This is a genomic window from Dietzia timorensis, assembly GCF_020742175.1.
GTDB lineage: Bacteria > Actinomycetota > Actinomycetes > Mycobacteriales > Mycobacteriaceae > Dietzia > Dietzia timorensis_A.
Genome location: NZ_DYXM01000061.1, coordinates 1 through 12736 on the forward strand (window position 1 = coordinate 1; position 12736 = coordinate 12736).

At 67.9% G+C, this 12736-nt stretch carries 8 protein-coding genes and 3 pseudogenes; 7 read left to right on the top strand and 4 right to left on the bottom strand.

Annotated features, from left to right (window positions below):
- A pseudogene (locus tag K8V11_RS03430) lies at nt 1-287 on the top strand (threonine synthase); the annotation flags it as partial.
- Here K8V11_RS03430 and otsB read toward each other — a convergent pair.
- Nucleotides 284-1096: a trehalose-phosphatase gene (otsB, locus tag K8V11_RS03435; protein WP_303910818.1), complete on the bottom strand. Its 813-nt coding sequence runs from the start codon at nt 1094-1096 to the stop codon at nt 284-286. The pseudogene K8V11_RS03430 and the gene otsB overlap by 4 nt on opposite strands.
- Nucleotides 1097-1146: 50 nt before the next feature.
- Nucleotides 1147-1845 (bottom strand): cholesterol catabolism transcriptional regulator KstR, encoded by a 699-nt coding sequence (kstR, locus tag K8V11_RS03440; RefSeq protein WP_303910819.1) that lies wholly within the window; start codon nt 1843-1845, stop codon nt 1147-1149.
- Nucleotides 1846-2128: 283 nt separating this feature from the next.
- Here kstR and K8V11_RS03445 point away from each other — a divergent pair, with 283 nt between their 5' ends.
- From K8V11_RS03445 to K8V11_RS03460, 5 genes and pseudogenes are all read left to right on the top strand, one after another.
- Complete coding sequence (locus tag K8V11_RS03445) at nt 2129-4309, top strand: acyl-CoA dehydrogenase (RefSeq protein ID WP_303910820.1); 2181 nt, start codon at nt 2129-2131, stop codon at nt 4307-4309.
- A gap of 29 nt (nt 4310-4338) precedes the next feature.
- Nucleotides 4339-5415: pseudogene (locus tag K8V11_RS14625) on the top strand (acyl-CoA dehydrogenase family protein); the annotation flags it as partial.
- A 60-nt stretch (nt 5416-5475) separates the two neighbouring features.
- Nucleotides 5476-6645 carry an acyl-CoA dehydrogenase family protein gene (locus K8V11_RS14630; RefSeq protein ID WP_369693025.1) on the top strand — a complete coding sequence of 390 codons (1170 nt, stop codon included), beginning with the start codon at nt 5476-5478 and terminating at the stop codon, nt 6643-6645.
- Between the two features lie 13 nt (nt 6646-6658).
- Nucleotides 6659-7705, top strand: a pseudogene (locus K8V11_RS03455) (bifunctional MaoC family dehydratase N-terminal/OB-fold nucleic acid binding domain-containing protein); the annotation flags it as partial.
- 444 nt (nt 7706-8149) lie between these two features.
- Complete coding sequence (locus tag K8V11_RS03460; protein ID WP_303910822.1) at nt 8150-9346, top strand: lipid-transfer protein; 1197 nt, start codon at nt 8150-8152, stop codon at nt 9344-9346.
- Here the strand turns inward: K8V11_RS03460 and K8V11_RS03465 are convergent.
- Together K8V11_RS03465 and K8V11_RS03470 are read right to left on the bottom strand one after the other, a co-directional pair.
- On the bottom strand, nt 9343-10263 hold the full coding sequence (locus tag K8V11_RS03465; protein WP_303910823.1) for a cation diffusion facilitator family transporter: 921 nt from the start codon (nt 10261-10263) through the stop codon (nt 9343-9345). The genes K8V11_RS03460 and K8V11_RS03465 overlap by 4 nt on opposite strands.
- Before the next feature lie 95 nt (nt 10264-10358).
- Nucleotides 10359-11435 carry an alpha/beta hydrolase gene (locus tag K8V11_RS03470; protein ID WP_303910825.1) on the bottom strand — a complete coding sequence of 359 codons (1077 nt, stop codon included), beginning with the start codon at nt 11433-11435 and terminating at the stop codon, nt 10359-10361.
- Nucleotides 11436-11647: 212 nt separating this feature from the next.
- On the opposite strand from K8V11_RS03470, the gene K8V11_RS03475 reads away from it, so the two are divergent.
- The coding region (locus K8V11_RS03475; protein WP_303910826.1) for an AMP-binding protein at nt 11648-12736 on the top strand (1089 nt) is incomplete at its 3' end.

Sequence of the window (12736 nt, forward strand, 5' to 3'; positions counted from 1 at the left end):
TTGCCGCGATCACCTGGGTCCACGAGACCAACGGTGAGATCATCGATCCCCACACCGCAGACGGTGTCACGGTGGCTCGCGAGCTCGCCGAGCCGGACGAGAACGTGCTCGTGCTCGAGACTGCGAAGCCGCAGAAGTTTGCCGAAACCGTCATCGAAGCGCTCGGCTTCGAGGCCCCGGTCGGGGAGGAGCTCGCCGACCTACTCGGACGTCCGCAGCGCACCGTGGACATGGCCGACGACTCGCAGGTGCTGCGCGACTACATCGAGGAGCACGCCGTCCGCTAGTCGGGCTGCGACACTCCGCGCGCCGAGGCTAGACGGCGAAGCGAGGCGACGACCTCGTCGATCGACGCGACGCGGTACGCGGCTGCCGTCGGCCCATCGCCGACCTTGACCCCGACGTCGAGATCGCTGCCGCCATGGGCGGGGCCGAGGACCGCGAAGCCCTTCTCATCGGTGACGTCGTCGCCGAAGAACACCACGGCGTCCGCGCCGGCGCGTTCGCGGAACGTCTGTAGAGCCGCGCCTTTCGATGCCTCGCGCACCGCTAGCTCGAGGACGGACTTCCCCTCGGTGGTGAACACCCCCTCGAGTGAGGCGGGCCCCTCGAGAGCGAGGGAGAGGAGGCGCTCCCGGTCCTCGGCGCGGGGCAGCGAACGCACGTGGAGCACCGCGGACGACGGCTTGTACTCGACGAACGCGCCCTCGTGGGGGAGTGCGATCGCCTCGAGCTGCGCCGTGACCTCCGCGAGAAGCGCCGCCTCTACTTCTGAAAGGGCGGCAGGCTCTCCTTCCCACTCCGAGCCGTGCTGGCCGACGAGATGAATTCCCGTGGCCTCGGACTCGGTCGGGATCTCGGAAATGCGGGACAGCGTCGAGCGGTCGCGCCCGGAGACGAGCAGCACCGTCGTCGAGGGACACGCCGCCAGTGCGTCGAGCGCCTCGCGCGCGCCCGGCGCGAGCCGCGACGTCTCCGGGTCGGAGACGAACGGCGAGAGCGTGCCGTCGAAATCGCAGGCGACCACCAGGTGGGCGACCCGTGCTGCGCGGTCGAGGGCCGCGCGGGTGGCGAGAAAATCGGTCTCCGACGTCATACGTCCCAAGCTACGGCAGCAGCGAAGGCCGCGGCGCCGGGGACGAGCCCCTAGCCGAGTTCCGCGTGGAGCTTCGCACGCGTGGGATCGGCGTCCGAGCCGAGGAGTAGCTCGATGGTGAGCTTCAACCGATCCTGCACGTCGGCGGCGGAGGCGCGGCGGGTGAGCCATGCGACGAGGTTCGACATCCACACATCGGACACCACGCGCGCGATGGACAGCTGCACCTCGCTGGGGTCGCCGTCGGCCATCGCGCGGGCGATGATGCGGTCGATGTGCGTGCCGACGAGCTCGACCTCCGCTGCGACCGAGGCGTCGGCGAACATGAACGCGCGCGTCATCGCCTCGGTGAGGTTGGGGTCGCGCTGCATGGCGGTGGTGATCATCGAGATGACGACGATCATCCGCTCCTGCGGGCTCGACCCCGGAGGGGCGCTACGCTCGGTGCGCTCGTCGATGCGGGCGAACTCGCGCGCGAGCGCGGAGACGAGGAGGTGGACCTTCGAGGGGAAGAACCGATAAAGCGTGCCGACGGCGACCTCGGCCTTCTCGGCGACGGCGCGCATCTGCACAGCCTCGTAGCCGCCGCGCGAAGCGAGCGCGAGCGTCGCGTCGAGGATGCGCCGGCGGCGTTCGCGCTGCGAGGCCGTGGTCGGCACTTCAGGGCTTGCGGTGCGCACCTTGGCCGTCTGGCCACGCTTGCCGGGCGTAATATCCGAAGGGGCTGAGGGGTCCTCGACGTAGGTCATCTGGTCCAATCTTTTCTTTTCATGCGGCGCCTGAGGGGACGCGCGTGTCCTGCCACCGGCGGGCGTTCCGAATTTCGCGAACCGGTTACCGCGGGGGTGTCCACCATGTCATTCTGTAACAGGTTCTAGAGTAGAACGTGTTCTAGTTCCAGGCTAGAGGTTCAGCGCGGATTCTCCGTAATCATGGCGCCCCGCGTGAGGGGCGCGTCGGCGAGCGCCGAGCTAACGAGAACCTCTGACCTGCGACGGAGCGCCACGGAATTAGCCAAATGAGGAGAACTACGTGACCATCGCCACTTCGAAGGACCAGACCGACATCCAGTCCTCCATTCGCGCGTGGGCCAAGTCGGCGGACCCCGTGGCCACGACGCGGGCCCAGGAAACCGACGCGGAGGCGTGGCGCGCACACTGGCAGCAGGTGGTCGATCTGGGCCTCACCTCGGTGGCGATCTCCGAAGCGCGCGGCGGCGCGGACGCCGAGGTCGTCGACCTCGCGTGCATGCTCGAGGAGACCTCGGCCGCGCTCGTGCCGGGACCGCTGCTCTCCTCGACCCTTGCCGGCGTGCTCGTCGACCACTCCGGCGGCGCCGTCGCCGATGCCCACGGCGAAGCGCTCGCCGCGGGCGAACTGCAGGCCGGAGTCGTCCTCGCGATCCGCGGCGAGGTCCTCGAGGCCTCGGGCGATACGGTCTCCGGCGATGCCGGCATCGCGCTTGGAGGCACCGCCGGCGGCGCGGTCCTCCTTCCCGTGCGCCGCGACGGTGAGACCGCGTGGTTGTTCCTCGCGCCCGGCACCGAGGGCCTTTCCGTCGAACCCGGCACCCCGTTCGACATCTCGGCGAACTCCGCGCGCGTCCGCCTCGATTCCGTGCGTATGACGCCGGACAACACCCTCGCAGGCCTGTCCAGCGCACTCGTCCACCATCTCGCGGTCACCTTGGCGGCCGCCGAGCTCGCGGGCATCGGCGACTACACGCTGCGCACCGCCGTCGAGTACGCGAAGATCCGCGAACAGTTCGGCAAGACCATCGGTTCGTTCCAGTCCATCAAGCACCTCGCGGCCAACATGCTGTGCCGCACCGAGGAGATCCGCGCGCTGGCATGGGACGCGGCGGTCGCCGCGGGGGAGGCGCTCCAGTCCGGAGACAACGAACTCGACATCTCCGCCGCGACGGCAGGCGCGCTCGCGGCCGATCTCGCCGTGCGCAACGCGCAGGACTGCATCCAGATCCTCGGCGGCATCGGCTACACCTTCGAGCACGAGGCTCACTTCTACCTGCGTAAGGCCGCCGGCCTGCGCCAGGCGATCGGCGGTTCGTCGCACTGGCGACGGGAGCTCGCTGGCCGCACCCTCGCCGGCCGCCGTCGCCACCTCACGATCGACCTCTCCGAGATCGAGGGCATCGACGACACCCGCGCCGAGGTGCGTAAGCTCGTCGCCGACGTTGCCGCAGCCCCCGAGGGCGAGGCGCGCCGCCGCGCATTCGCGGACACCGGCCTGTTCATGCCGCACCTTCCCGAGCCGTACGGCCGCGGTGCCTCCGCCGCCGAGCAGCTCGTCATCGACGAGGAGCTCGCAGCCGCGGATATCGCGCGCCACGACATCACCATCGGCGGCTGGGCGGTACCGACGATCCTGTCCGCCGCGCCGCAGCACGCCGAGCAGTTCGTCCGTCCGACCATGGCCGGCGACCTCAAGTGGTGCCAGCTGTTCTCCGAGCCGGGCGCGGGATCGGACCTCGCCGCGCTCACCACGAAGGCCGAGAAGGTCGAAGGCGGCTGGAAGATCAACGGCCAGAAGGTCTGGACGTCGCTGGCGCGCGAGGCGGACTGGGCGATGTGCCTTGCCCGCACCGACGGCGACGCGCCCAAGCACAAGGGCATCAGCTACTTCCTCGTCGACATGAAGTCCGAGGGCATCAGCACCTCGCCGCTGCGCGAGATCACCGGCGAGGCGCTGTTCAACGAGGTGTACCTCGAAGACCTCTTCGTCCCCGAGGAGTACCAGATCGGCGAGGTCAACGAAGGCTGGAAGATCGCCCGCACGACCCTCGCGAACGAGCGCGTCGCGATGGGCGGTGGCTCCTCGCTCGGCGATTCCGTCGAGGAACTCCTCGGGCTCATGCGCGACGCCGGTCTCGACGAGGACCCGGTCACCCTCGACGCGCTCGGCCGCCACGTCGCCGACGCCGTCGCCGGTTCGCTCCTCGATCTGCGCACCGCGATCCGCTCGCTCGAGGGCAACGGCCCCGGCGCGGAATCCGCGGTCCGCAAGATCGTCGGCGTCCGCCACCGCCAGGACGTCGCCGAGTTCGCATACGAACTCGTCGGCGAGGCCGGCTTCGACTTCACCGAACAGGGCCGCAAATTCCTCATGGTCCGATGCCTATCCATCGCAGGCGGCACCGAACAGGTCCTGCTCAACGTGGCCGGAGAGCGCATTCTCGGCCTCCCGCGCGGGTAGACCGGACGAACCGAGGAGCAGGAGGAACCATGGACTTTTCCAGGAACGAGACCCAGGCCGCGGTCGCCGAGGCCGTGGCGGGTGCCCTCGGGAGCGCGGCGCCGGCCGAGGAGCTACTCACCGCCTTGCCGAGCCGCTCCGCGAGCGAGGCCGGATACGACGAGAAGCTGTGGAGCGCTTTCGCTTCGGGCGGGCTCCTCGATCTCGCGTTGCCCGAATCGCTCGGCGGCGACGGGCTCACTGTCGCCGACGTCTCCGTCGCGCTCGAGGAGGTCGGCCGCGCGGGCGCGATCATCCCCGCGACCGAGACCCTCGGCTTCGCCATCGCGCCGATCGTCGCATTCGGTACCGCGGAGCAGCAGTCCCGCCTCCTCGCCGACATGTCCTTCGGGCCCATCCTCACCGCGGCGTGCGGGGAACCTGCCGCGCCGATGACGACGGAGCCGCGTACTCGCCTCGCCTCCGGCGCCCTCCACGGCGTCGTGACGGGAGTGCGCTACGCCGCACAGGCCAGGACCATCCTCGTGCCCACCGCCGACGGGACCATCGCCGCCGTCGCGCCGGACGCCCCCGGCGTCTCGCTCACCCCGACGCTCGGTAGCCTCGGCGTCCCCGAATACGCGGTCACCTTCGACGGAGCCGAAGTCCAGGAAGTCCTCACCGGCGACGGCGAAAATCTGGTTCTGCGGCTACGTGCCCTGCAGCGCGCGGCGATCCTCGCGAGCGCGGACGGACTCGTGTCGGGAGCCCTGACCATGACCGCCGACTACCTCAAGGGACGAGAGCAGTTCGGTCGCCCGCTCGGCGCATTCCAGGCGGTACAACAGGAGCTCGCCGACGTCTACGTCGTCGCGCAGAATATGCACAACCTCTCCACGAGCGTGAATTGGCGGCTCGCGGAGGGACTTGCCGGCGAGGGGGATCGCTACGCGGCCGACGAACACATCGCGGCCTGGTGGCTCGCGAGCGAAGGTCCGCGAGCGATGCAGATTCTCCACCACCTGCACGGCGGCGTCGGTGTGGACATCACGTACCCGATGTTCCGCTACTTCTCCGGACTCAAGGATCTCGCCCGCCTCGCCGGCGGCGCCGAACTCAACCTCGAGGCCATCGCCGAGAGCGATGCCTCACAGAGTTCCGCCTCGCCCACCGAGACCGACAGCGAGATGTTCATCGACCTCACCGAGCCGCAGCGAGCGCTGCAGGCCGAGCTGCGCGAGTACTTCGGTGGTCTGATCTCCGCAGAAGAGGCCGCCGATATGGCGACCACCCGTCACGGCGAGACCTACCGCAAGGTCATCCGCCGCATGGGCTCCGACGGGCGCCTCGGCGTCGGCTGGCCGAAGGAGTTCGGCGGCAAGGGCTTCGGCCCCATCGAACAGCAGATTTTCACCAACGAGGCCAACCGTGCGGACGTGCCGCTTCCCTCGGTCACGCTGCAAACGGTCGGCCCGACTCTACAGAAGTACGGGACCGCCAAACAGAAGGAGAAATTCCTTCCCGGCATTCTCGCCGGCACCGTCCACTTCGCCATCGGCTACTCCGAACCGGACGCGGGCACCGACCTCGCCTCGCTGCGAACCACCGCGAAGAAGGATGGGGCCACCGGCGACTGGATTATCAATGGCCAGAAGATGTGGACCACGGGCGGCCACGACGCCGACTATATTTGGCTCGCGGCCCGCACCGGCACCCCGGAATCGCGTCACAAGGGACTCACGATCTTCATCGTCGACACCTCCGACCCGGGCTTCTCGTTCACCCCGATCATCACCGCCGACGGCGCCCACCACGTCAACGCAACCTACTACTCGGACGTGCGCGTGCCCGCGGACATGGTCGTCGGCGAGGTCGACGGCGGATGGAAGATGCTCACCACCCAGCTCAATCACGAGCGCGTCATGCTTGCCCCGGCCGGGCGCCTCGGCCTCTACCTCGATCGTCTCCGCCGCTGGGCGGATACCCCCACCCATGACGGCGGACGTCCGATCGAGCAGCCCGCCGTGCGCGCAGGCCTCGCCGAAATCCAGGCGCTCTACCGCATCAACGAGTTGCTCAACTGGCAGGTCGGGGCGACCGGCGATAACCCGTCGATGGGCGACTCGGCCGCCTCGAAGGTGTTCGCCACCGAGCGCATCCAGCATGTCGGCCGACTCATCGAGGAACTACTCGGGCGCTACGGCAACCCGGCCGAGCCCGCCGACGCGGAGTTCGCCCGCTGGCTCGACATGGTGATCAAACGGAACGTCGTCATCACCTTCGGCGGTGGCGTCAACGAAGTGATGCGCGAGCTGGTTTGCATGGGCGGGCTCGGAATGCCGCGGACTGCCAGGTAGAAGGGAAGCGACGATGACGACAGAAGAGCAGAACGCGCGGATCGAGAAGTTCGCGGCCGACGTCCGTGCCGACGGGCCGAGCTCGCGCCGCACCGCCCGCGACCCGATCAACATGCCGATGATTCGCAACTGGACCGAGGCGATCGGGGACGAGAACCCGATCTACGAGTCCGAAGACGCCGCGCGCGCCGCCGGGCACCCCGGAATCGTCGCCCCGCCCGCGATGGCGCAGGTATGGACGATGCGCGGGCTTGGCCGCGGCTGGTCCGACGACGACCCCCTGGCGAGAATGACCTACTTCCTCGACGAGGAAGGCTTTACTTCCGTAGTGGCGACGAACTGCGATCAGAAGTATCACCGCTACACGCAGCCGGGCGAGGAGGTCACCGTCGACTCGGTGCTCACGGATGTCGTCGGCCCGAAGACCACGGGGCTCGGCACCGGATGGTTCTTCACCACCCACTCGACGTGGAGGGTCGGCGAGGAGACTGTCGCCGAAATGGACTTCCGCATCCTCAAGTTCGCCCCACCGGCGGCCGGCGATCAGGCGCGCCGGGGCGGCGGTGACAAGGGATCGGGACGTCCGGCGTCAGGGGCGATCGTGTCCTCGTTGGGCGCGGACACCTCGGATCTCGTGCCGGGCAAGGTGATGCGCCCGAGCGTCTCGCAGGACACCCGCTTCTTCTGGGAAGGTGTGCGCGCACACGAGCTGCGTATCCAGGCGCGACACGACGGCTCGCTGCAGCATCCGCCCGTGCCGGCGCTGTGGAAGGACAAGGGCGAGGACACCGATTACGTCGTGTCCTCGGGTCGCGGCAAGGTGTTCTCGTTCGTCGTGCACCACGCGCCGCGCGTGCCGGGGCGCACGCGTTTCCCGTTCGTCATCGCGCTCATCGAACTGGACGAGGGCGTCCGCTTGCTGGGTGAGCTGCGGGGCATCGACCCCTCGGATGTAGAGATCGGACTAGAGGTCCGCGCCGAGTACCTCGACATGCCCGGCGACGACTCGCCTGATGCGCGGCCGGGGACCGAGCCGTGGACGCTGTACGCGTTCGCGCCCGCTACACCTGTCGAGAACACGGTGCCGGCGACCCCACCGGCGGTCTCGGTGGGGCAGCGGCTGCCGGAGCTTCGGATCGCGGGCACGCCGACCTTTATCGTGTCGACGGCGCTCGCCACCAGGGACTTCCAGGACGTGCACCACGACCGCGACCTCGCGCTCGCGAAGGGGTCGAAGGACATCTTCGTCAATATCCTCACCGACACGGGGCTCGTGGAGCGCTACGTCACCGATTGGGCCGGGCAGCGCGCCCGCGTGCGCTCGGTCGCGCTGCGACTCGGCGTGCCCTGGTACGCCTACGACACTCTCGCGTTGTCGGGGACGGTGGAGAGCCTCGACGACAACGACGGGCTTGTGACCTGCAAGGTCGTCGGCACCGACTCACTTGGCGCGCACGTCACCGCGACCGTGGAACTGACGATGGATGAAGCGGAGGACTAGCACATGAGTGACAACACTTCAGACCGCACGCTCGCGGGCAAGGCATCGATCGCAGGGATCGGCGCGACCGATTTCTCCAAGGACTCGGGTCGCTCCGAGCTGCGCCTCGCCGCCGAGGCGGTGACCTCCGCGCTCGACGACGCCGGACTTGCCCCTTCGGACGTCGACGGCCTCGTCTCGTTCACGATGGACACGAACACGGAGATCGCCGTGGCCAGGGCCGCCGGCATCGGCGAGCTGAAATTCTTTTCCCGCATCCACTACGGCGGTGGCGCCGCGGCGGCGACCGTGCAGCAGGCGGCCATGGCCGTCGCGACCGGCGTCGCCGAGGTCGTCGTCTGCTACCGCGCCTTCAACGAGCGGTCCGGGATGCGCTTCGGCCAGGTCAACTCCTCGCTCGTGCAGCAGGTCAACTCCTCGGGCACCGACAACGCGTTCAGCTACCCGCACGGCCTGTCGACCCCGGCCGGGTTCGTCGCGATGGTCGCGCAGCGCTACATGCACGACTTCGGCGCGACCAGCGAGGACTTCGGCCGCATCGCCGTCGCGGACCGCAAGCACGCGGCGAACAATCCGAACGCCTTCTTCCACGGCAAGCCGATCACCCTCGCCGAGCACCAGGCCTCGCGATTCATCGCCGAGCCCCTGCATCTATTGGACTGCTGCCAGGAATCCGACGGCGGGGTCGCAATCGTCGTCACCACGCCGGAGCGTGCCAAGGATCTGCGCCAGGCGTCCGTCACCGTCGCCGCATCTGCGTCGGGCGCGGGACCGGATCAATACATCATGACGTCGTACTACCGGCCCGAGCTGGCGTCGCTGCCCGAGATGGGCCTTGTCGGGCGGCAGCTGTGGGGGCAGGCGGGATTCGGCCCCGCAGACGTCGACGCCGCGATCCTCTACGACCATTTCACCCCGTACGTCCTCATGCAGCTCGAGGAGCTCGGCTTCTGCGGACGAGGGGAGGCGCCGGACTTCGTGCGCCAGGAAGGTGTGTTCGATGTCGACGGCGCGCTTCCGCTCAACACGCACGGCGGCCAGCTCGGCGAGGCATACATCCACGGCATGAACGGCATCGCCGAGGGCGTCCGCCAGCTGCGCGGAACCTCGGTCAACCAGGTGTCCGGCGCTGAACGCGTCCTCGTTACCGCCGGCACGGGAGTGCCGACCTCGGGCCTCGTCCTCACTGCCGGGAGCTAGTGGACGAGGCGCTCCTGGGAGCTGTGCTCGGCGGTTTCGAGCTGGAACGTCGCGTGCCCCACGGGGATCTCGAAGTGGGAGGCGACGCACGATTGTAGGTTCGCGAGGATCTCCATCGCGTGCCCGTCGCGGAGGCACTCGTTGCGGATGACGACGTGTCCGGTGATGACCGGCACACCGGTGGCGATGAGCTCGGCGTGGAGGTCGTGTACGTCCTCGACGTGGTCCATCGACAGCATGTGCTCGCGGACTTCCTCCAGATCGAGGCCCTTCGGCGTCGATGCGAGCAGCACGTGGACGGTGTCTCGGAGCAGGACGATGGTGCGCGGGACGATGAGCGCGCCGATGAACAGCGAGGCGATCGCGTCCGCGCGCGTCCACCCGGTCGTCGCGATGACGACCGCGCCGATGATGACGGCGACCGAACCGAGCGCGTCATTGAGCACCTCGAGGAACGCCGCTCGGAGGTTGAAGCTGTTAGCGCGACTGGAGGACAGGATGACCAGCGCGACGATGTTGCCGGCAAGCCCGGCAATACCGAACCACAGCATCGGTCCGTGTGCGACCTCGGGCGCCGAAACAAGGCGCCGTACCGCCTCGACGAGGACGAAAACGCCGATCGCGAGCAGGATGAGTGCCTGCCCGGCGGCAGCGATGACCTCCGCGCGTTTGAAACCCCACGTCCGCTTCATCGTCGGTGGTCGAAGCGCCAGCGAGGCGGCGACGAGTGCGATGACGAGCCCTATCGCATCGGTGAGCATGTGCCCGGCGTCCGCGAGCAGTGCGAGGGAGCCGGACCACGCGGCGCCGATGATGCCGACGGCCATGATGGACAACGTGACGGTGAGCGCCGCCGCGAGCCTCTTGCGATCGTTTTCCCCCTGGGCGTGGGAATGGCCGTGAGAATGGTCGTGCACGATACCCGCCTCCCTTCTCGCTGCGCTATAGCTCCATGCTAGCCGCCTTGACGACGGTGAGGAAGGGTGACCTTACTCGCTGAATGAGGTTCGAATCAGTCGGTCTGCGCGCGCATGAATGTGCCGACGTTGCGTATCGCGCCCACAGCCTCGGGGATCAGCGGGTGGAAGGCCTGGAAGACGTGGAACTGGTCCGGCCAGACCTGAAGGGTCGAGTCGACGCCGGAGGCGACCATACGCTCGTGGAGCAACTCGATGCCTCCGGCGAAAATCTCCGCTCCGCCGCACTGGATGAGGAACGGCGGCCAATCGTTCGAGAAATTCAGATTGACCGGGGAAATGCGCGGATCGTCGGGATCGAGTCCGGGGGCGTAGAGATCCCGGGACTTCTCGACCAGACCGATCGCGAGGAACGGGTCCTTGCGTTCCATGTCGCGGCTCGTCATGTCCGCGAGATTCATGTCTACCCACGGCGAGAGTAGGGCGACGCCGGCGGGCTTCGGCTCTCCGGCGTCAGAAAGATGGTCGATGAGCTGCAGGGCGAGATTTCCGCCCGCCGAGTCGCCCGCGAAGATGATGTTCTCCGGGCTGTAGCCCTGGCCAAGAATCCACTCGTAGCCGGCGATGGCGTCCTCGATCGCCGCAGGGAACTGATGCTCCGGGGCGAGGCGATAGTCGGGGAGGAACGTCGGCGCACCGAGTTCGCGGGCGAAGCGCGCGGCGAGGAACTTGTGGGACCAGGGCGAACCGAAGGTGAAGCCGCCGCCGTGGAGCATGAAGACGAGCTTGTCGGAAGTGAAGAACCGACGGCGCCCGACCCACAGGCCGGGAACGGGGCCGGTGTTGTCCCAGTTTCCCGAGGTCTCGAGTGCGCCGGCACGGCCGATCCCGTTGGTCATCGTGCGCAGGCGGCCGAGCGCGCGCTGGTCCGGGGGCATCCGGTCGAGCGCCGGCCGAAGGACTCGGCGCATCGACACCGCGACGAATTTGGAACGCCACGTGGCATTCGGAGGGCGCCGATAGGTGAGCCCATGCGCGCCGGAACGATGCTCGAATGGGTGCTCGAGTTCGGAGCCTTCTGTAGCCACGTCGCTGTCGCGGATCTCTTCGTCGAGCTCTGAGGATAGGTCGAAATCGTCCGTATCCTGCGGTGAAGATTCGTGCGCGGTCATCGAAGTGCCTTTATCGTCGTGAGGTCCTGGCGGACTTCTCGGATAAGTGGTGTGCGCGAAGAAGTGGCGCCGATCCGAGGAGAGCAGGAATTACTGATGCTAATCCCCCTATTATGCATTCCCTGTGATGTGGTTCACATACTATCCGAACAGGTCTCTTAGTCGAAACCAAGCGACCGATTGGGAGTGTCCGGAGCTCAGGAAGAGGGGCAATGACCGCAGAAGCCGAAGATGCAATGACGACGACCGATGCCGATGCAAGGAAGAACGACGCCGGCGTGAACGACGACATGAACGAGGCCGACGTCTTCGAATGCGTCGCCGATAAACAGCCCGACAGTCCCTGCGTCTCGTTTGATGGCGAAGTGTTCACCTATCGGGAGTTCGACGACTACGCGAACCGCTTCGCGCACGCGTTGCGGGGGCAGGGCGTGCGCGCCGGCGATCATGTCGCGTTGGTCATGCGAAATGTGCCCGAGCACCTCGGAAGCATGCTCGGGCTGATGAAGATCAGCGCCGCCGCCGTCAACACCAACTTCATGTACACAGGCGTAGAGACTGCCAACATCCTCGTCGATTCGCGGTCCGTGGGCGTGGTCGTCGAGTCGGAATTCGCCGACACCGTGGCAGAGGCGATCGGGTCCGCGCCGGAGCTGCGCTTCGTGGTGGCCGTGGGGGAGCCGGGCGAGGCGTTGGAGGCCGCGGCCAAGCAGGCGGGAATCGCGCTGGTGGGCTCCGCCGAGATCCTCGCGGACGCCTCGTCGCAGCGCCCGGAGAACACGCGCTCCGGCGACGATAAATGGATCCTGTACACAGGCGGGACCACGGGGCGCCCCAAGGGTGTCGTGTGGCGGGCGGCCGACTACTACTACGCGTGCCTGTCGGGCGGGAACCCCTATGGCGAACCGCGCAATTCGCCGCAGGAAGTCGCCGACAACACCTTCGAGGGCTTCCGCGCCTTCGTCGCCGCGCCGCTCATGCACGGCGCCGGCATGTTCACCTTCTTCACCTTCCTCAACCTCGGCGCGTACGTGGCGCTGCAGCGAACCTTCGAACCGGAACGCATCCTGCGTGCCATCGCCGAGGAGGAGGCGGCCGTCCTCGTGGTCGTCGGGGACGGCATGGGCGTGCCCATCGCCGATAAGTTGCGGGAGATGACGGCGGCGGGCGAGGCCCCCGACTTGTCCGGTTTGTTCATGATCTCCTCCGGTGGGGGCATCTGGTCCGCGGCCAATCAGGCGGCGTTCAAGGAGCTTCTGCCGAACGTCGGGTTCCGCGACAACGTCGGCGCATCCGAATCG

Bases quoted from the DNA above. Each gene is read 5' to 3' on its own strand.
- K8V11_RS14630 (WP_369693025.1), top strand. From the start codon at position 5,476: ATGTTCATCGACCTCACCGAGCCGCAGCGAGCGCTGCAGGCCGAGCTG.
- K8V11_RS03460 (WP_303910822.1), top strand. From the start codon at position 8,150: ATGAGTGACAACACTTCAGACCGCACGCTCGCGGGCAAGGCATCGATC.
- kstR (WP_303910819.1), bottom strand. From the start codon at position 1,845: ATGACCTACGTCGAGGACCCCTCAGCCCCTTCGGATATTACGCCCGGC.
- K8V11_RS03470 (WP_303910825.1), bottom strand. From the start codon at position 11,435: ATGACCGCGCACGAATCTTCACCGCAGGATACGGACGATTTCGACCTA.
- otsB (WP_303910818.1), bottom strand. From the start codon at position 1,096: ATGACGTCGGAGACCGATTTTCTCGCCACCCGCGCGGCCCTCGACCGC.